The sequence below is a fragment of the Arcobacter roscoffensis genome, assembly GCF_024267655.1.
Classification (GTDB): domain Bacteria; phylum Campylobacterota; class Campylobacteria; order Campylobacterales; family Arcobacteraceae; genus Arcobacter_B; species Arcobacter_B roscoffensis.
In genome coordinates, this window is sequence record NZ_CP100595.1 from 684212 (window position 1) to 702835 (window position 18624).

At 29.6% G+C, this 18624-nt stretch carries 16 protein-coding genes and 12 tRNA genes; 4 read left to right on the forward strand and 24 right to left on the reverse strand.

All coding sequences use genetic code 11. The features are described 5' to 3' along the window. Positions 1 to 85 precede the first annotated feature (85 nt). The 20 genes from NJU99_RS03330 to NJU99_RS03425 form a co-directional block, all read right to left on the reverse strand. Positions 86 to 718 carry a 3'-5' exonuclease gene (locus NJU99_RS03330; RefSeq protein WP_254577324.1) on the reverse strand — a complete coding sequence of 211 codons (633 nt, stop codon included), beginning with the start codon at positions 716 to 718 and terminating at the stop codon, positions 86 to 88. Further along, a complete protein-coding gene (locus tag NJU99_RS03335) occupies positions 718 to 2532 on the reverse strand; it encodes a DUF294 nucleotidyltransferase-like domain-containing protein (RefSeq protein ID WP_254577325.1) in 1815 nt (604 codons plus the stop codon). Before NJU99_RS03335 ends, NJU99_RS03330 begins: the two co-directional genes overlap by 1 nt. 92 nt (positions 2533 to 2624) lie before the next feature. Next, the gene (locus NJU99_RS03340) at positions 2625 to 4520 is read right to left on the reverse strand and encodes a sodium:solute symporter family protein (protein WP_254577326.1); all 1896 of its coding nucleotides are present in this window, start codon (positions 4518 to 4520) and stop codon (positions 2625 to 2627) included. A gap of 13 nt (positions 4521 to 4533) precedes the next feature. Beyond that, positions 4534 to 4788, reverse strand: a complete 255-nt coding sequence (locus NJU99_RS03345; RefSeq protein ID WP_254577327.1) for a DUF4212 domain-containing protein — start codon at positions 4786 to 4788, stop codon at positions 4534 to 4536. Positions 4789 to 4968: 180 nt separating this feature from the next. Then, positions 4969 to 5631, reverse strand: a complete 663-nt coding sequence (locus NJU99_RS03350) for a response regulator transcription factor (protein WP_254577328.1) — start codon at positions 5629 to 5631, stop codon at positions 4969 to 4971. Continuing rightward, entirely contained in the window at positions 5612 to 7195 is a 1584-nt protein-coding gene (locus NJU99_RS03355; protein WP_254577329.1) for a sensor histidine kinase, read from the reverse strand. The genes NJU99_RS03350 and NJU99_RS03355 overlap by 20 nt, the downstream gene beginning before the upstream one ends. A 114-nt stretch (positions 7196 to 7309) precedes the next feature. Further along, positions 7310 to 7386, reverse strand: a tRNA-Asp gene (locus NJU99_RS03360). Between the two features lie 20 nt (positions 7387 to 7406). Next, positions 7407 to 7482, reverse strand: a tRNA-Val gene (locus NJU99_RS03365). Between the two features lie 4 nt (positions 7483 to 7486). Further along, positions 7487 to 7561: transfer RNA gene (locus NJU99_RS03370), tRNA-Glu, on the reverse strand. Between the two features lie 20 nt (positions 7562 to 7581). Then, a tRNA-Lys gene (locus NJU99_RS03375) sits at positions 7582 to 7657 on the reverse strand. Between the two features lie 15 nt (positions 7658 to 7672). Continuing rightward, a tRNA-Asp gene (locus NJU99_RS03380) sits at positions 7673 to 7749 on the reverse strand. 13 nt (positions 7750 to 7762) lie between these two features. Continuing rightward, a tRNA-Glu gene (locus tag NJU99_RS03385) sits at positions 7763 to 7837 on the reverse strand. A gap of 23 nt (positions 7838 to 7860) precedes the next feature. After that, positions 7861 to 7936: transfer RNA gene (locus NJU99_RS03390), tRNA-Val, on the reverse strand. A 4-nt stretch (positions 7937 to 7940) separates the two neighbouring features. After that, positions 7941 to 8016 (reverse strand) — tRNA-Lys (locus NJU99_RS03395). 15 nt (positions 8017 to 8031) lie between these two features. Continuing rightward, positions 8032 to 8108: transfer RNA gene (locus tag NJU99_RS03400), tRNA-Asp, on the reverse strand. A 13-nt stretch (positions 8109 to 8121) separates the two neighbouring features. Then, positions 8122 to 8196 (reverse strand) — tRNA-Glu (locus NJU99_RS03405). A 23-nt stretch (positions 8197 to 8219) separates the two neighbouring features. Next, a tRNA-Val gene (locus NJU99_RS03410) sits at positions 8220 to 8295 on the reverse strand. Positions 8296 to 8299: 4 nt separating this feature from the next. Next, a tRNA-Lys gene (locus tag NJU99_RS03415) sits at positions 8300 to 8375 on the reverse strand. 57 nt (positions 8376 to 8432) lie between these two features. Then, a complete protein-coding gene (locus tag NJU99_RS03420; protein WP_254577330.1) occupies positions 8433 to 8942 on the reverse strand; it encodes a CinA family protein in 510 nt (169 codons plus the stop codon). Between the two features lie 129 nt (positions 8943 to 9071). Beyond that, positions 9072 to 10430, reverse strand: coding sequence for an FAD-dependent oxidoreductase (locus NJU99_RS03425; protein ID WP_254577331.1), 1359 nt, complete (start codon positions 10428 to 10430; stop codon positions 9072 to 9074). A gap of 267 nt (positions 10431 to 10697) precedes the next feature. Here NJU99_RS03425 and ileS point away from each other — a divergent pair, with 267 nt between their 5' ends. From ileS to NJU99_RS03445, 4 genes are all read left to right on the forward strand, one after another. Continuing rightward, entirely contained in the window at positions 10698 to 13427 is a 2730-nt protein-coding gene (gene ileS, locus NJU99_RS03430) for an isoleucine--tRNA ligase (protein ID WP_254577332.1), read from the forward strand. Between the two features lie 126 nt (positions 13428 to 13553). Next, entirely contained in the window at positions 13554 to 13832 is a 279-nt protein-coding gene (locus tag NJU99_RS03435; RefSeq protein WP_254577333.1) for a NifU family protein, read from the forward strand. Then, positions 13832 to 14425 carry a hypothetical protein gene (locus NJU99_RS03440; RefSeq protein WP_254577334.1) on the forward strand — a complete coding sequence of 198 codons (594 nt, stop codon included), beginning with the start codon at positions 13832 to 13834 and terminating at the stop codon, positions 14423 to 14425. The genes NJU99_RS03435 and NJU99_RS03440 overlap by 1 nt, the downstream gene beginning before the upstream one ends. Continuing rightward, complete coding sequence (locus NJU99_RS03445) at positions 14406 to 15683, forward strand: UDP-N-acetylmuramoyl-L-alanyl-D-glutamate--2,6-diaminopimelate ligase (protein WP_254577335.1); 1278 nt, start codon at positions 14406 to 14408, stop codon at positions 15681 to 15683. The genes NJU99_RS03440 and NJU99_RS03445 overlap by 20 nt, the downstream gene beginning before the upstream one ends. On the opposite strand, the gene NJU99_RS03450 is transcribed toward NJU99_RS03445, so the two are convergent. Genes NJU99_RS03450 through NJU99_RS03465 form a run of 4 tightly spaced genes read right to left on the reverse strand, consistent with a single transcriptional unit; the run spans position 15680 to position 18624 of the window. After that, positions 15680 to 16492, reverse strand: a complete 813-nt coding sequence (locus tag NJU99_RS03450) for a hypothetical protein (RefSeq protein ID WP_254577336.1) — start codon at positions 16490 to 16492, stop codon at positions 15680 to 15682. The genes NJU99_RS03445 and NJU99_RS03450 overlap by 4 nt on opposite strands. Positions 16493 to 16506: 14 nt before the next feature. Next, on the reverse strand, positions 16507 to 17409 hold the full coding sequence (locus NJU99_RS03455) for a VWA domain-containing protein (RefSeq protein WP_254577337.1): 903 nt from the start codon (positions 17407 to 17409) through the stop codon (positions 16507 to 16509). After that, positions 17402 to 17794 (reverse strand): hypothetical protein, encoded by a 393-nt coding sequence (locus NJU99_RS03460; protein ID WP_254577338.1) that lies wholly within the window; start codon positions 17792 to 17794, stop codon positions 17402 to 17404. Before NJU99_RS03460 ends, NJU99_RS03455 begins: the two co-directional genes overlap by 8 nt. Then, complete coding sequence (locus NJU99_RS03465; protein WP_254577339.1) at positions 17791 to 18624, reverse strand: DUF58 domain-containing protein; 834 nt, start codon at positions 18622 to 18624, stop codon at positions 17791 to 17793. The genes NJU99_RS03460 and NJU99_RS03465 overlap by 4 nt, the downstream gene beginning before the upstream one ends.

The following is an 18624-nucleotide window of genomic DNA, read 5'->3' on the forward strand; positions in this document are numbered from 1 at the left end:
AAGTTGAATTTAAATTTTGAAAATAAGAAGTGTAACTTTTAGAAGCTAAAAAAAGAGAACTTTTTTAGTATAAAAGTTATCTTTTTTAATTAGTGTAGAATGTAGTTTTAGCTGGAGTTAAGTCTTTAAGTTTTAAGAACATCATTGAAGTCATAATAGCATCATTTAAAGCATCATGTTTTCCAAGTTCTGGAAGATCTAATTCTTTCATGATAGTGTCAAATTTTAAATCAATAAATTCATAATCACTTGATCTTTTTCTAGTTTTGTAATACATAGATGAAACTTCGATTGTCTCATTAGGTAAAGAAATACCAATGTATTTTTTTGTATATTTAGAAATCATTGCAACATCAAATTTTATGTAGTATCCAACGATTGGACGATTACCTATAAAGTCTAAAAGTTCTAATATAGCATCTTTAGGATTTATAGCATTTTGTAAATCAATAGGTCTTATATGATGTATTTTAATAGATTCTGCGTCAATTTTTTTAGAGGGTTTAACAAAAATATTTAAGGTTTTTCTCATTAATATTTTATTCTCTTTAATAATAACAGCACCAATTGATAGGATTTCATCTTTTCTTGGGCTTAGCCCGGTTGTTTCACAGTCTAGGCACACATATTCATCTTTTAAAGGTTCATCAAAAAGAGATTCATATTTTTTATCTTTAAGTGATCTTTTTTTCCAGTTTCTTAAAAAATTTGCTAACATTATGAAATCTTGTCTATTTTAAAAGTGTAATTTATAAACTTTTTAAAGTCTATTACTATCTTAAATGAATCTTTTAATAAGTCTCTTTCTATTTTACCAAGAGAGTGTGTATCAATTTCATTTATAACTTCTTTATTTTCTCTTAAATATTCTAAGTGAGCATTTAATCTTAAAGTATTTACTACATCAAAGGCTTCAAGTAATTCATCTGCTCTATCTTTTTCTAAAATTTTTCTTTGCTCTAAAATTTTTATTCTTCTAACAGTTGTTGTTTCTCTAATTCTTTCTCTTAAAGCTAAGCTTCTAATACCTTGAACTATGGGAAATACCGCAGTTTTTTTAATATCAATAGTATGTTTTTTTGTCATAAAATTTGCAACTGTACTAGGTGTATCAAAAGTTAAAGTGGCCTTTGCAAAATATGCCATAAATACGTCTTTATCATGGAGTTTATTGAATAAGTCATCCTTTAAATTAATTAATAGTTCTTTATCTCCTGCAACGGCGTAAGAGTCAAAAAATATAGCTAAATCCATATAGTTTTGCATATCAGGTGCTTCAATCCATCTTGCAGTCTCTTTTTTGTATTCATCAACTGTTTTACACCAAAATGGATTAGATACCATAATATTACCTTCACATGGCGGGTATCCAAAATCAATTAGAGTTTCTGTCATTTTTTCCATGTATGGTCTATATTGTTCAACATCTACACCACTTTTTATTACCAAAGCATTGTCTTGGTCAGTTTTTATGATTTGTTCATTTCTTCCTTCACTTCCCATTACAATAAAACAAGCATCTTTTTGTAATTCTTCAGGAACTATTAGTTTATAAAGTTTTTTATAAACTTTTGTATTTAATTGACCTATTAAATTAGAAATATGATGAACCTTTACACCTTTTGCTTGAAGGGATTTAATAATATTTAATAAATCTTTACTTGAATTTTTTAAAGCATCAATAGTTTTAGATTTTTTAATTTGTGTGTCAACAATATAAGTATTATTTGCAAAATGTGATAAAACATCAATTTGTTCTAAAATTCCTTGCATTTCTCCTTGTGAGTTTACAACTCCAACTCTTTTAATATTTCTTTTTATTAATACTGATAGGGCATCAAATAAGTAATCATCATTAAAAACGGTCATTAAGGGAAATATTGCAATTTCTTTTACAGGAATACTTAAGTCTCTGCCTTCTAGTAAAACTTTAACTTTTAATAGTGAATCAGTAATAATTCCATACTCATCATCTCTTTTGACAATAATTGTTGAAGTTTTATATTCCATTGATTTTTGAATAGCATCTAAAAGTTTAGTATCTTCTTCTACTACACAAGCATCATGAACAAGTGCATCATCAACTTTTGCAATCATAAAAGATGATAATTGAGAAGTATATTCTTTATCTTTAAGTGTTTTTATTCTATTTACAAGGTTTTCTAAAAAGAAGTCTTTGAATGCTTTATTATTTTCTAAAAGATTTAAAAAAGTTTTTTTCTCTAACTCATAACAAATTAGGTCTTCATGAACTTTAAAAGTATTTTTACTTTTTCCATATATTAAAGAGTTTGCATCAAAAGAGTCTTGCTGATGATAATCCATTACAACTTCATCTTCTTTATATTCATAAACTGTACCCTTTATTATGATAAAAAAATAGTTTGGAATTTTTTCTGGACTAATTAAAGTTGAGTCTTTAGCATAGTAGGCTATGTCCATATGTTTGATACAAGTATCTAGTTGCTCTTGTGTTAGTACTTCAAAAGGGTGGATATTTGATAGAAATGCTTCCTGGTCTTGTAGACTCATTGAAGTCTCCTTGTAATAGTGTTTTTTTATATTAGTAAGAATAATAACATAAAAAAACACTAAAAGTATACCCGAGGGTATACTTGTTAGTTTTAGTGATCTACAGCCTCACCAGCTCCTGAAGGGATTCTGATTTTCTCTACTAGATCTTGAATTTCTTGTGGTGGTTCTGGTGTCATTCTAGAAACAACTACTGCCACGATTAAGTGAAGTAATGTACCGATTGTACCAATACCAGTTGGATGAATTCCTAAGAAGTAATCTTTTGGATCTCCACCTAAGAATACAAAGTAAATAATGTAACCGAATGTGAAAATTAAACCAGTTAAAATACCAGCAATTGCACCTTCTTTGTTCATTCTCTTATCAAATACCCCAAGGATAATTGTTGGGAAGAATGCTGCTGCAGCTAAACCAAATGCAAATGCAACAACTTGTGCAACGAAACCTGGAGGGTTAATCCCTAAGTAACCAGCAACACAAATAGCAGCTACTGCTGAAATTCTTGCCCACATTAACTCAGTTTTTTCGTTTAATGTAGATTTACCAGTTTCTTTATCTTTAAAGATAACTTGACCCATTAAGTCATGTGAAATCGCTGAAGCAATTACAAGTAATAAACCTGCTGCTGTAGATAATGCTGCTGCAAGACCACCAGCTGCGATGAACGCAATTACCCAGTTAGGTAAGTTTGCAATCTCAGGGTTTGCAAGTACCATAATATCTCTATCAACATATAACTCATTTGCAATTCCATTACCTTTAGCTAATTCAGCCTCAGATGCAGGTCCAGCAGCGTTAGTAGTTAATCTATGACCATCTTCTGCTCTTTTTTCACCATCGAATGCAGGCTTACCTTTAGCACCTTCGAAAGCTTTTCCAGTAGCATATTGGATTTTACCATCGCCATTTCTATCATTCCATGCGATTAATCCACCATTTTCCCAAGTTTTAAACCAGTTACCGTCATTTGGTGTACCATCAGCGTGCTTTAATTCACCAGCAACAAATGCTTTATACTCAGTATTTTGTAAGTTTTTAATTAAGTTCACTCTTGAGAATGAAGATACAGATGAAATAGTTGTATACATTAATGCAATGAAGATTAATGCCCAACCAGCTGAAATTCTAGCATCTTTAACAGTTGGAACTGTAAAGAATCTAACAATAACGTGTGGTAAACCAGCAGTACCTAACATTAACGCAGTAGTTAACATAAACATATTCCATAAGTTACCTGGTTGAGTATACTCATTGAATCCTAAATCAGAAACAGCTGTATCTAGTGCATGCAACAGATATGTGCCTTCTGGAATTACTTGTACTCCTGAATCAAATGCAAATGTAGTTTGAGCGAAAATACCTAATTGTGGTAAGAACGTATCAGTAACTTGTAGTGATAAGAAAATTGCAGGAATCATGTATGCAAAAATCATTACTACATATTGAGCAACTTGTGTATATGTAATACCCTTCATACCACCAAGAACAGAGTAGAAGAATACAATTGCCATACCAATTAATACACCTGTATTTACGTCAACTTGTAAGAATCTTGAGAATACGATACCAACACCTCTCATTTGTCCAGCAACATATGTGAACGAAACGAAGATAACTGAAATAACAGCAACTAATCTAGCTGTGTCAGAGTAATATCTGTCACCAACAAAATCAGGAACCGTAAACTTACCAAACTTTCTTAAGTAAGGTGCTAATAACATTGCTAGTAGAACGTATCCACCAGTCCAACCCATTAAATAAGCACCACCATCAGAACCTTTGAATGAAATGATACCTGCTAATGAGATAAATGATGCAGCTGACATCCAGTCTGCAGCAGTCGCCATACCGTTTGCTACTGGGTGAACTCCCCCACCTGCAACATAAAAGTCTTTAGTTGAACCAGCTTTTGCCCAAAGTGCAATACCAATATAAATTGCGAATGAAATACCTACGAATAGGTAAATTAATGATTGTAATTCCATCTTTTCTTTCTCCCTACTCGTTTACGCCGTATTTCTCATCGATACTTGTCATAACCTTTACATATATAAAGATTAAGATAACAAATACGTAAATTGCACCTTGTTGTGCAAACCAATAACCTAATTTAACACCACTAATTTCAATAGCGTTAAGTTCATTTATGAATAAAATTCCACATCCGAAAGAAACAACGAACCAAACTACTAATAGTTTAAGAATCATTGAAATATTTTCTTTCCAGTATGCTTGTGCTTTTTCTGGACTCATATTCTGCTCTCCTTATTGATTTTGATATTAAACTCTAATGCGTTTAATAATCTAACATTGAAAGTATAATAAGTCTAGATAGCAAAAAGGTAGCAATTGAAAAGAAATTTGAAAAAGTTTTTTTGAACGTAGGATGAAAGTAGCAAAATGGCTCAAGAAGAGCCATTTTATGGTGGTTTATTAAGAAGAATAATATCTGTCGATTTTGTAACCTAAACCTCTGATATTTTTGATAAAGTCCTCTTTCAGTGCTTTTTTAAGCCTTGAAATCTCTGCTCTAATAGTAGGGTTGTCAATATTCTCCCCGTCCCAGATATCAATTCTGAATCTTTCAAAGTCAACTATCATGTTAATATTTAAAGCTAATATATGAATTATCTCTAATTGTTTTTTTGTAAGACTTTGTGGTTCACCATTAAAGTATAGTGTTTGTTTGTCTTTTGAGTATGAATAATTCTCTGAAAATCTAATATGAGAGGTATTACTTTGCTCTTTTTTTAAAATTAGATTGATTTTAATACCTAACTCTTCTAAATGGAAAGGTTTTTTTAAATACTCTCTCGCACCTAATTCATATGCTTTTGAAATATCTTCTATATCTATTAACGCAGAAATAAATATAGTAGGTATATAGATTTTCTTTCTATTTAAATCTTCTAGAATTGTAAAACCATCTTTAGATGGAACATTTATATCTAATATTAATAAATCAAAAGATGTATCTATATTATCTATTGCATCTTGACCATCAGTAAAATTCTCTACCATGTGACCAATATTTCTTAAATACTCACAAATGGCATTATTTAGCATTAATTCATCTTCAAGTAGTAGTATCTTCATTTATTTTAAACCTATATGTAAATTTTGTTTCCTTGTCATTAGACTCTAGTTTAACAGTAACGCTATTTTTATTACAAATATCTCTTACTATTTTTAATCCTAAACCAAAGCCACCTCTAGCACTATTTTCCCTGTAGAAGTCATCAAAAATCTTGTTTTGAGCTTCTATTTTTTTGGAGTTGGTACATACTGAGAATTCAACCTCCTTATCATTTATATAATCTAATCTAACAAAAATAGGGGATTTGGGAAATGAGTATTTTATTGCATTTGAAAGATTATTATCAATAATTCTTTGAAGTTCTGTTTTATTGAATTTTATATAAATATCTTCTTCAATATTACTTATAAAATATAAAGAATTAGATACTGCTATTTCATCAAAGAAATCGATTCTATGTGTTAAAATCTCTGAAAACTCTAAATACTCTTTTTCGTAAACAACTCTGTCTTTTTTTATAAGATAAGATAAATCATCATAAATATACTGAATTATTTTTGAACCTGATTCAATATGTGTAATATATTTATTATTTGGTACTTTCATTTTAAGTAAATCAATATTTGTTTGGATTATTGATAGTGGAGTATTTATTTCATGTACTGAGTTCTTAATAAAATCTTTTTGAGATTGAATTAGCTTTGTAAGTTCTCTTGTCTTTTCATCAACTTTATACTCTAAGTTTTTATTTAAATCTTCAAGCATATGAGTTTTTAGTTTTATATTTGTCATTGCATCATTTGCATAGTTTGCAATTACTTTAAACTCTCCAAATATAATTCTATTTTGATCAATTTCTTCATCATTATCTTGCGACTCTTTAAAATACTTACCTATTTCTTTAACATCATTTACTATTAAAATCGTAGCATTCTTATAAATAAATATTGAGTAAAGAACCAGCATTATAGTTAATGAAGTTATTTGTAAAGTATAATCTGACATTTTTTGATTATACTCTTCATTTTTTTCTCTAACTAATTGATCTATCTCATCTAAATATACACCTTTTCCAATAGTCCAATTCCACTTTTTGTAAGAGTTTGAATATGATATTTTATTTGCATTTTTATCAATATCTGGTTTATACCAAATGTACTCAACATATCCACCAGAATATTTTTTAGAGTTTTCAATAAGTTCTTTTATAACAAATTTACCATTGTTATCTTGCATACTTATTCTATTGTCACCTATTTTATCTTTTGTAATAGGATGAAAAAGTAAGTTACCATCAAAATTATAAACAAATATATAGTCATTTACATTTTCACTTTTTTTCATTTGAGATATGGCTTCTAATACTTCTTTTTGTATTTCTTCTTCAGGTTTTATACCTTCATATTTTTTATGATAATAGTTTATAAAACTAATTACAGAATTAATATCGTTTTTTAAAAGTTCTTTTTGGTTACTTGTGAAATCTTCTTTTAATACTACAATTTTTTCTTGTAATTCATCATGGGCATTATTGATAATAATAAAGGTAAAAAATGAGATTAGTACTACAATAAATAAAATACTGTAAACTATTAGGTGGTATAAACTTTTTGCTCTGAACATTTATTTTTTGCTTCCTGTGATTTGACTATAATAGGATAGCCTTTTTTATATAAAATAATACTTTTATAAGGGACTAAATAAATTATTAAAAGATAAGTGTGTGATTTTAAATCATGGCGCGGATGACGAGACTCGAACTCGCGACCTCCTGCGTGACAGGCAGGCATTCTAACCAACTAAACTACATCCGCATGATTTTATAATAAGAAAGTGGTGGTCGATAGAAGACTCGAACTTCTGACATCTACCTTGTAAGGGTAGCGCTCTACCAACTGAGCTAATCGACCTTGATGGTGACCCCTAGGAGACTCGAACTCCTGTGGCATGGATGAAAACCATGAATCCTAACCGCTAGATGAAGGGGCCATCAATAAAAAGTGTATATATGGTGACCCGTGAAGGATTCGAACCTTCGGCCACCTCCTTAAAAGGGAGATGCTCTACCAGCTGAGCTAACGGGTCAATATAAATAAAAAGTGGCGCGGATGACGAGACTCGAACTCGCGACCTCCTGCGTGACAGGCAGGCATTCTAACCAACTAAACTACATCCGCACACTTTAAGTAATGGTGACCCCTAGGAGACTCGAACTCCTGTGGCATGGATGAAAACCATGAATCCTAACCGCTAGATGAAGGGGCCACATAATAACAATAAATTTTTAATGGTGGTCGATAGAAGACTCGAACTTCTGACATCTACCTTGTAAGGGTAGCGCTCTACCAACTGAGCTAATCGACCAAAATGGTGACCCGTGAAGGATTCGAACCTTCGGCCACCTCCTTAAAAGGGAGATGCTCTACCAGCTGAGCTAACGGGTCAATACAAATAAAAAGTGGCGCGGATGACGAGACTCGAACTCGCGACCTCCTGCGTGACAGGCAGGCATTCTAACCAACTAAACTACATCCGCACACTTTAAGTAATGGTGACCCCTAGGAGACTCGAACTCCTGTGGCATGGATGAAAACCATGAATCCTAACCGCTAGATGAAGGGGCCACATAATAACAATAAATTTTTAATGGTGGTCGATAGAAGACTCGAACTTCTGACATCTACCTTGTAAGGGTAGCGCTCTACCAACTGAGCTAATCGACCAAAATGGTGACCCGTGAAGGATTCGAACCTTCGGCCACCTCCTTAAAAGGGAGATGCTCTACCAGCTGAGCTAACGGGTCATGCTCTAATTTAAGTTGTTCTTCTTAAATTGGACTGGAATTATAATAGAAAAAAATTTATTTGTCAAGCTTTTTTTGTAGAAATTTCAAAATTTCTTTCAAAGAGGTTTGAGAAGCAAGGTTTTGTATGTCTTTTCTGTCTCCATCGAACTTATTTACTTTAATAATACTTTTTTTGTTATTATTACAAATCCCAATTACAACAGTTCCTACAGGTTTATCTTTGCATCCACCTTGTGGTCCTGCTATTCCTGAAATGGCAATTGCATATGTTGCATCAAATTTTTTAATTGCACCTTCTAACATCTCTTCTACTGTTTGAGTTGAGACTGCACCATGTTTTTTTAGAGTATCTTCTTTTACACCCAATTCTTTTGATTTGATATTGTTTGAGTATGAAACTATTGCTCCATTGAAAATATCAGAAGAACCTGCAATTTGTGTAATCATATGTGCAACTAATCCACCTGTACAAGATTCAGCAGTTGTTATTGTTTCATTTCTTGCTCTAAGAAGGTTTTGAAGTGTTATCATATCATTTTCATTAAATATATTGCTAAATGCCATTTTTGTGCCTTTATGATAGCTTATTGTTTGATTATTGATTTATATTGTAGTAAAAAAAAAGTTTTGTGTCTATATAGTAGAAATATAAAATAAGAGAAAACTCTTATTTTATATAATAATGTGTAGGTATTAGTCTTGTTCTGTAAAGTCAGCTAAGAATCTATCGTGATCAAACTCTAAATTTAAGTAGTCACAGATAATTTGTGTATCTCTTTCTGCATTTCCAAGACAAGAAGTTGCACCTGGAGATGGAGTCATATTAAAAATGATACCTGGTAATTCAGTAATTGATGCTTCACCAAGCATTAATTTTTGCTCTTTCTTATTAAGAACTTGCGGTCTTACACCACCAAATCCTTTTGCATATTCTAAATCATCAGGAGTTAAAGAAGGTACAATTTTTTGTGCATCTTTAACAAATAGTTTTTTATTAATACCTGGAACTTCGAATAAGAAGTTTTTTAATACATAGTTTCTAATGTCACTATCTTTAAATAAATCCCAGAATATTTTAAGAATATTGCCATCTAAATTCATTGTTTTAAGACATTGGAAGAATGATTTTCCACCTTTGTATCTTTCAAGAACTAATAAAGCTAATGCAGTTGGTCCAAATCTAGTTTTTCCATCTTCTAAAATATCAGGGTCACCATGAAGTGCAGCAAATGGTAATTTATCATTTTGTACCATATAAACTTTACCATTTAAGTATTTGTCATTAGTAATGTAGAATGAACCAGCCATTGATAATGATCCCATGTGTTTACCATAACCCATTTTATGAGCTAAGTATAATGAGTGAGCACCTGCGTTTGTAACAACAAAATCAGCAGTATAAACAGTACCATTAACTGTAGTTACTTTAAATTTATCACCAACTTTTTCTACTTCATCAACTTCTGAGTTATAGTAAATATCAGTAGTTTTTTCTGGATTAGCTTCTTGACCAGCTTTAGCAAGCTCTTTTGTCATCTCACCATATTCAACAGTTGTATACTCATTATCAGCACCCATTGCTACAATTGGTTCTGGTCTTTCTTTTGTTCTTTCTTTGTCAGCATATACTAATAAAGGTTCTTTTTCTTTTAAAGTTTCTTTATCCCATAATTCTAAATAAGGGAAAATTTCTTTAAATTCATTATATCTATTTGTAATAAATTCAACTTCTTCTTCACCTACACCTAAAGCCATTTTTTGGTGTTTAAACATAATCTTATCTTGTAAGTTATACATTAAACAGAACTTTTCAATCATTTTTGCAGTTCTTTTTGTAATCTTAGCTTTTTCAAAAGTATAGTTAGTTTCAATATCTCCAACGTGAATAGTTTGAGAGTTACTAGTACCTTTTGAGTTTAAAGTAGCTAAGTCTTCATACTTTTCTAACATACAAATGCTTTTTGCATTAGTGTATTTTGCTAGCTCAAAAAATAAAGCTGCACCAGAGATACCTCCACCAATAATTAAGACTTCATAATGTTTCTCATTCATATTTATAGTTCCTATCTGTTTCAAAATATGGAAGGAGTATATCATATTGAAGTTATATTTAAGTTAAATAAAATAAATAGTTGTGCAATTTAACAATAAAATATAGAGTTTCGTAACACCTATGTTTGAGATATAGTAAAAAGCATTGTACAGTTTTTGTACATAAGAAAAACTAAAAATATGGCTAATCATTTTTTTAATCATTATTAGATATAATCTACGATTTAATAAAAACTATAAATATTTAGATAAATAAGGTACTTTAAGATGGATTACAAAGAGAGTTTATTATTACCAAAGACAAAGTTTCCAATGAGAGGAAGCTTACCTCAAAACGAGCCTAAAAAATATAAAAAATGGGACGAGGAAAACGTTTACGAAAGAATGAAAGAAAATAGAGAAGGGGCACCTTCTTTTACACTACATGATGGACCACCATATGCAAATGGTCACATTCATATAGGTCACGCATTAAACAAAGTTTTAAAAGATATTATAAATAAATTTCACTATTTTGACGGAAAATCGATTAGATATGTTCCAGGTTGGGATTGTCATGGTTTACCAATTGAGCAAAAAGTTGAAGAAAAGATTGGAAGTACAAAGAAAAAAGAGTTACCGAAATCTAAGTTAAGACAATTATGTAGAGATCATGCTACAAGATTTGTTGATATTCAAAAAGAAGAATTTAAAAGACTTGGTGTTTTAGGTGATTGGGAAAATCCTTATTTAACAATGGACTTTAAATTTGAAGCTAATATTTATAGGGAATTATGTGCTATTGCAAAGCAAGGACTTTTAGTACAAAGATCTAAGCCAGTTCATTGGTCTTGGGCAGCTCAAACAGCATTAGCTGAAGCAGAAATTGAGTATGAAGATAAAACATCTCCATCAATTTATGTTGCATTTAAACATGAAAAACTTGATGCTAGTGTTATTATCTGGACTACAACTCCATGGACTTTACCTGCAAATACTGGTATTGCTTTAAATGGTGAAGAAGAGTATGTTTTAACTAGTGATAAATTTATTGTTGCTAAAAAACTTTATAATTCTTTAGTTGAACAAGAAGTAATTTCAGGTGAAATAGTTGACTCTGTTTGTCCTAAAGAATTAGAAAATACTCATGCAATAAATCCATTAAATGCAAGACAATCTAAAATCATCTTAGGTGAACATGTAGAAATGGATGCAGGTACTGGTGCAGTTCATACAGCTCCTGGACATGGTGAGGATGACTATAAGGTTGGATTACAATATGGTTTAGATGTAATTATGCCAGTTGATGCATATGGTAAATATGATGAAACAATTATAAGAGAAAAACTATTTAATGATACAGATAAATATTTAGGTGTTCACGTATTTAAAGCAAATGAGTTAATTCTAGAAGAGTTAGGTGATGCTTTACTTAAACATGTTGATATTAGACACTCATACCCACACTGTTGGAGAACGCATAAGCCTATTATCTTTAGAGCAACTAAACAATGGTTTATTTCAATTGATGATCAGTATGGGAAAGAGAATAAAACACTTAGAGAAAATGCTTTAGATGTAGTTGAAAACTTAACTTTCTATCCTGAATGGGGAAGAAATAGATTAAGATCTATGCTTGATGGAAGACCTGATTGGTGTATTTCTAGACAAAGAGACTGGGGTGTGCCTATTGCATTCTTTAGAAATAAGAAGACTGATGAAATTATTTTTGATGAAAAAGTTCTTAACTTTACAGCTATGATTTTTGAGCAAAAAGGTTGTGATGCTTGGTATGATTTACCAATTGAAGAGTTATTATATCCAGGAAGTGGACATAATCCAGAAGATTTAGAAAAAACTATGGATATTTTAGATGTATGGTTTGATTCTGGTTCTACTCAAAATGCTGTATTAAGATCTAGAAACTACGATGCTGGAACTTTCCCTGCTGATATGTATTTAGAAGGAAGTGATCAGCATAGAGGTTGGTTCCAATCTTCACTTTTAACTACATTAGCATCTTCTGAAATCGCACCTTATAAATCTATTTTAACACATGGATTCACTGTTGATGAAAAAGGTGAAAAAATGTCAAAATCGAAAGGAAATGTTGTTGCTCCTGACAAGGTTATGAAGCAGTACGGTTCTGAGATTTTAAGAATGTGGGTTGCTATGAGTGATTATCAATCAGATTTAAAAATCTCTGATAATATCTTAAAGCAAAATGCAGAACTTTATAGAAAAATTAGAAACACAGCAAGATTTTTGCTTGCAAATGTAGATGATTTACAAGAGATTATTTCAGTTGATAAGATGGGTGAGCTTGATAGATGGATTTTATCTAAAGCTAAATCTGTATTTGATGAAATTGAAGCTTCATTTAATGTATATGAATTCTCTAAAGGTTTAAATAAATTAAACAACTTCTTAGTTGTTGATTTATCAGGTATTTATTTAGATGTTTGTAAAGATAGATTATATTGTGATGATAAGAATGATATTCATAGACTTGCATCTCAAAGTGCAATGGCAATTATTGCTAGAAAGCTAATCTCTACTTTAGCTTGTATCTTAACATATACAATGGATGAGTTATTAGAGTTTGCACCTGCTTGTATTAAAGGTGATACTAAAGATATCTTTGATTTTGAAAAGGTAGTATTACCAGAAGTTCAAACTTCAATTAGTGATGAACTTTTTGTAGCAGCTAAGGAAAAGTTTGCTGAAATCAAAGATGCTTTAAGTAAAGAAAAGACTATTAAATCTACATTAGAGTTAAGTATTTACACAAATTGTGAAGAGATTCTTAAATTGGGTGAAACAGAAGCAGCTGATTGGTTTATTGTAAGTTCTATTACAAATAATAAACAAAGTTCAGATATACTTGGAAAATTCGAAATTGATAATTTCGAGTTTGAAGTATATAAAGCTGTAGAACACAAATGTCCTAGATGTTGGAAGTTTACAGCAAAAGAAGAAGACACTCTTTGCCAAAGATGTGAAGAAGTTTTAAACTAAAATTAGGGTAAAGATGTTTCAAGATGAAATAACATTAACATTTATATTTCAAACAATAGCAGTTATTTTTGTATTAATTGCTATTGGAATATTTTTTGTTAAAAAAAAATCAAAAGGTGATTAAACATGATGCCATTTACTGATGAGGATTTAAGACCTCCTGTTAGTTCTATAATAGAAAGTAAAGTTGCACCTATGTTAGCTAGAGATGGTGGAGCAATTGAACTACTTGATATAAAAGATGGAAGAGTTTTTGTTCAATTGCAAGGTGCATGTGTTGGATGTAGTGCTAGTGGAAGTACTTTAAAGTATGTAGTTGAAAAAGAACTAAAAGCAGCAATTCATCCCGATTTAGAAATTGTAAATGTTCCACAAGGAATGGAGAATAAATTAGAGGAAATTTAATGATAAATGAAAATAGATTATTAAATGAAGCAAATAGTTTCTTTACTCAAAAAAAGTTTGATAAAGCACTATTTTTGTATTCACAACTATCTTCAAATTTCCCTGAAAATAAAGAGTATCCAGTTTATGCTCTTTTTTGTGATATTGCTTCTGAAGACGAAGAAAAAGCAATATCACTTTTTGACTATTTTAGTGTAGTTAAAGATGAAAATATTGATGAAGCTATACAATATGTAGAAGATGTAGTTAATGCCTATGATGGTGATATAGATAAAATGATGAATGTTTTAAAGGATTTAAATGAGTCAACAGTTGATTCGCTTGATGCTATAAGATATGATGATTTTAAAACTCTTATCGAGTCTAGAGGTTCTTTTAGAATTGCATTTGAAGATATTATGTTCTCAACAAAAGTTGCTATTGAAAATAAAGATGATTTTTTTGACTTTGTTACAAAGTTAATTGATAATGATTTTAATAGTACTGCTTACACTTATTTAGATGGATTTAATGAATATTTTTCATATGATGAACAAATAGAAAAACTTTATAAAAGATTAGAAGAGAAACAACTTGCAAATAATCATAAATAATCGAGTATTTACAGATAACTCAAACGAAGCAAATAAAGATACTACATTTGTAGTATCTAAACAGAATAAAAGATTTGTTGAAGATGCAAAAAATAATGGATGTTTAGATTTTGTTGAAGCAAAAGATTTAAAAAACCACTTAGATATGAGTAGTATTAAAGTTGTAGGTATTACTGGAACAAATGGTAAAACTACAACAGCAGCTGCTATTTATTCAACACTTTTAGACTTAGGCTATAAAGTTGCCTTACAAGGTACAAGAGGCTTTTTTATAAATGATGAAAGAGTAGAGGACTATTCTTTAACAACTCCTGTTCAATTAGGGAATTTTGCACATATACAAAAAGCAATTCAAAATGATTGTGACTTTTTTGTAATGGAAGTTAGTTCCCATGCGATTGAGCAAAAAAGAATCGAAGGTTTAGAGTTTGAACTTAAGATTCATACTAATATCACAAGAGACCATTTAGATTATCATAAAACAGTAGAAGAGTATATCAATGTGAAAAATTCATTTTTTGCAGATGAGACTAAAAAGCTTATAAACAAAGATGATCCTGTGGTTGTGTTTAATGCAAAAAATGCTTTATCATACTCTTTAGATAATCCTTCAACTTATAATGTAAGTGCTTATTCTTTTAAAAATGGAATGCATGTAATGCTTTCTCATTTAGGAAAAATGCACTCTTTTTCATCTTTAATGATGGGAATATTTAATGTTTATAATCTAACAGCTGCAATTGGTGCTGTTCATATGCTTACAAGCAAAGATTTAGATGAGGTTTGTGAGGCACTTGAAGGTTTTGCAGGGGTTAGTGGTAGAATGGAAACTATAAGTGATAAACCACTTGTAATAGTTGACTTCGCTCACACACCTGATGGTATGAAAGAAGTTCTTCAAAGCTTTAATGAAAAAGATATTATTTGTGTATTTGGAGCAGGTGGCGATAGAGATAAAGATAAAAGACCTCTTATGGGTCAAGTAGCTGCTACTTATTCAAAACATATAATAGTAACTTCTGATAATCCAAGGTTTGAAGATCCAGATTTAATTATTGAAGATATTTTAAAAGGTATCAAAAATCATCAAAGCGTAAAAGTTGATGTGAATAGAAAAACAGCTATTAAAACTGCAATTGAAATGGCAGATGAAAATAGTGTTGTTCTAATTTTAGGAAAAGGTGACGAAGCTAGTCAAACAATCTATGACAAGAAATTTCCTTTTTCAGATAAAGAAGAAGTATTAAAGCATATTTAATTATATGCTTTAATAATTATACCTCGATTACTTTTTTGTGATTCTACAAAATAGTTTGTAGGAGTTAGTACTAACTCTTGTCCTACTATTTGTCTTATATTCCAAGTAAGCTCTAAAACTCTATCCCTTGATAAACCTCTTAAGGCATACTTATTTAATCTTTGTGGTGTTGAATAGTTTTCAAGTTTAATTTTTTCGATTCCATCAAATAGCTCTTTATCTTTTTTATCAACTACGGGAATGATTTCAAATCTTAAAGCATTTTTATTTTTATCTAAAAAGTTATGAATCTTATCAAGGCACTGTTTTGAAGGCTGTATTGCTCCTGCCTTATAATCATAACAAGTAAGTCTATTAAATTTTGCACTATTGTAAAACTCTTTAAATTTTTCTTTTGTTAGGTTTTTATCTACTATTTTAATCTCTTTTATAATCTCTTTTTCTTCAATAACCTTTTTTTCTTTTATGATAGGTTCTTTAATTTTAACTTCAATAGGCTCTTTTTTTACTATTTCTTTTGTAGATAAAGTGGTGATTTGATTTTCAAGTTCAATAATATTTTTATTTTGTTTATTTAATAAATAAATACAAATAAATAAAATCACAAGAATTATCAAAAGAAAAGCATACTGCAAAGTAAAAAAGCTTTTTTTATTTTCTGTTTTGGGTGTATTTGAAGACTCTTTAGGTTTTGTTTCTTCACTTCTCGTATTATTTATATTTCTATCTTTTTTATGCTCTTTAAAATGATCTGTATTTACTGATTTTTTTAAGAGTTCTTTTAATTCTTCTTTCTTTTGTTCTTCCATTTATCCTCTTTATTTTATGATTTGTTTCTTAAAAAAATTAGTATACATAAACTCAATACACTTATAAAAAGTGGATAGAAAAATAAATAGTCTTTGATTATTACTCTATTTTGTTCTATCTTTGATTTTTCTAATAAATCTATGTCTTTATATATCGTTTCTAAACTTTGAGTATTATAAGCTCTATAGGATTTTCCACCTGTAAGTGATGAGACTTTATCAAGTATATAATTGTTTGAATTTCCAATAGAGATACCATATACTTTTATATTATATTTCTTAAGCATTCTTTCTATTACTTGTAAAGGAATAGAGCTTGCATTATCCATTCCATCACTTAAAAGTATTATGATATTAGAATTTGCTTGTTTATCTTTTAGAACTTTTATACTTAAAGCAAGGGAGTCTAAAATAGCTGTTTTATTACCTAAAATACCAACTTCAAAATATTTTAAGATCTCACTTTGAGCCTGCTTATCAAAACTAAGTGGACTTGCAATCATTGCACTTTGCCCAAATAATACAAAAGCGATATTATCATTAACTCTTTTTTCTATAAAACTTGAAACTATTTGTTTTACAGAATCAAATCTTGTTCTACTATAATTACTCTCATCAAATCCTAACTCTTGCATAGAACCACTTGCATCTAAGTTTAAAACTATGTTTATACCATCATTTTTTATAACTTGGGAATTGTTTATTTTAATAGGAGAAGCTAAAGCAAGAATAGCAAAAACAATAGTGAGATATTTTAGAACACTTGTAATAAAACTTGTTTTCATATTTGATTTACTAAATATATGAAGATGAGGTATTAAATATGAAGGGCTTTTTGCTTTACAAAAAACTGCACAAAATATAAATAACAGTATTAAAAGTAAAAGGTAAGGGTATTCAAATGTAATATCAAACATCTACTATATCCATAAAAGTTGATAGTTTTGCTTTTGTTTTTTCTTCGATAGTATCAACTTCTTTTTTATATTTATACTCTTCAAGCTCTTCTATTAGTTCATTTGCTATTTTTTGCTCTCTTTCATTTTTTGCTAAAAGTCTTGCGTATTTAGTAATAATATATGCACTTTGTTTAGGGTCTTTAAAATCTAAATTTTCTAATATTTCAAAGTACTCTTTTCTTAAGTCTTTCTTTCTATTTTTTAAAAGTTTAATGATGAATAAAACTAACAAAAATAGTAAGACAAGTGCTAAAAAAACTAAAGCTGAAAAAATAAAAATCGAGTTGTCAGGAATATCAGCTAAGCCTTTTATCTCATTTAATTTAAGTTCATTATCTATCATGAAAGAACTCCAATTAGTTTTTTGATTGGATTTTCATCAGTATAGATTTTTGTAAATCTAATACCACAATCTTGAAGATGTTTAAAAAGTTTATGGTCATTTTCTTTTATTCTTTTTATATAGTTTGTAATTGTTGAGTTATCTAAAACTCCTTCATACTCTTCAAAACTACTTGGATCAATTAGATTTACATTTCCTAGAGCTTTTGGCTCTTCTTCAAATTTATCTCTTATTATCAGAACTACTATTTCATGTTTTGAATTAAGTAGTTTTAAATCAAATTTTTCAATATCGAAAAAATCACCTATTAAAAATATTATTGATTTATGATGGATAGATTTAAAAAGTTCATCTAATACTTTTTTATAGTTTATAGTTTTATTTAAAACATTATAGTTATATATATTTTCAGCCATTAGGTTTACATTGAAAACTTTTTTAGATTTTCTAGTACAAAGCTCTAAAGTATCATTTGCTATATATGAAGTAAAAGGATCACCTTGTTTTGTACAAATAAATCCTAAAGTTGAAGCTAATTCAACAATTACATCTTTTTTTAATTTCTTAGTACCAAAATAAGTAGAACCACTAAGTAAATTGATGATTTTTATATTTAGCTCTTTTTGAGAATGAAAGACTTTTACTATTGGTTTTTGAGCTTTTGCACTAATAACCCAATCAATATTTTTTACATCTTCCCCATACTCATACTCTTTAAGTTCACAAAAATCATAACCTTCTCCTTTTTGTTTGGAAATATTATTTCCAATAACTTCTGAAAAGGCTTGTTTTTTAGTCTTTATAAGTATTTTTTTTAGTGCTAGATTCAT

Excerpts from the sequence above, each read along its gene's own strand:
- NJU99_RS03330 (WP_254577324.1), bottom strand. The coding sequence starts at position 718 with ATGTTAGCAAATTTTTTAAGAAACTGGAAAAAAAGATCACTTAAAGAT.
- NJU99_RS03335 (WP_254577325.1), bottom strand. The coding sequence starts at position 2,532 with ATGAGTCTACAAGACCAGGAAGCATTTCTATCAAATATCCACCCTTTT.
- NJU99_RS03340 (WP_254577326.1), bottom strand. The coding sequence starts at position 4,520 with ATGGAATTACAATCATTAATTTACCTATTCGTAGGTATTTCATTCGCA.
- NJU99_RS03345 (WP_254577327.1), bottom strand. The coding sequence starts at position 4,788 with ATGAGTCCAGAAAAAGCACAAGCATACTGGAAAGAAAATATTTCAATG.
- NJU99_RS03350 (WP_254577328.1), bottom strand. The coding sequence starts at position 5,631 with ATGAAGATACTACTACTTGAAGATGAATTAATGCTAAATAATGCCATT.
- NJU99_RS03355 (WP_254577329.1), bottom strand. The coding sequence starts at position 7,195 with ATGTTCAGAGCAAAAAGTTTATACCACCTAATAGTTTACAGTATTTTA.
- NJU99_RS03420 (WP_254577330.1), bottom strand. The coding sequence starts at position 8,942 with ATGGCATTTAGCAATATATTTAATGAAAATGATATGATAACACTTCAA.
- NJU99_RS03425 (WP_254577331.1), bottom strand. The coding sequence starts at position 10,430 with ATGAATGAGAAACATTATGAAGTCTTAATTATTGGTGGAGGTATCTCT.
- ileS (WP_254577332.1), top strand. The coding sequence starts at position 10,698 with ATGGATTACAAAGAGAGTTTATTATTACCAAAGACAAAGTTTCCAATG.
- NJU99_RS03435 (WP_254577333.1), top strand. The coding sequence starts at position 13,554 with ATGATGCCATTTACTGATGAGGATTTAAGACCTCCTGTTAGTTCTATA.
- NJU99_RS03440 (WP_254577334.1), top strand. The coding sequence starts at position 13,832 with ATGATAAATGAAAATAGATTATTAAATGAAGCAAATAGTTTCTTTACT.
- NJU99_RS03450 (WP_254577336.1), bottom strand. The coding sequence starts at position 16,492 with ATGGAAGAACAAAAGAAAGAAGAATTAAAAGAACTCTTAAAAAAATCA.
- NJU99_RS03455 (WP_254577337.1), bottom strand. The coding sequence starts at position 17,409 with ATGTTTGATATTACATTTGAATACCCTTACCTTTTACTTTTAATACTG.
- NJU99_RS03460 (WP_254577338.1), bottom strand. The coding sequence starts at position 17,794 with ATGATAGATAATGAACTTAAATTAAATGAGATAAAAGGCTTAGCTGAT.
- NJU99_RS03465 (WP_254577339.1), bottom strand. The coding sequence starts at position 18,624 with ATGAATCTAGCACTAAAAAAAATACTTATAAAGACTAAAAAACAAGCC.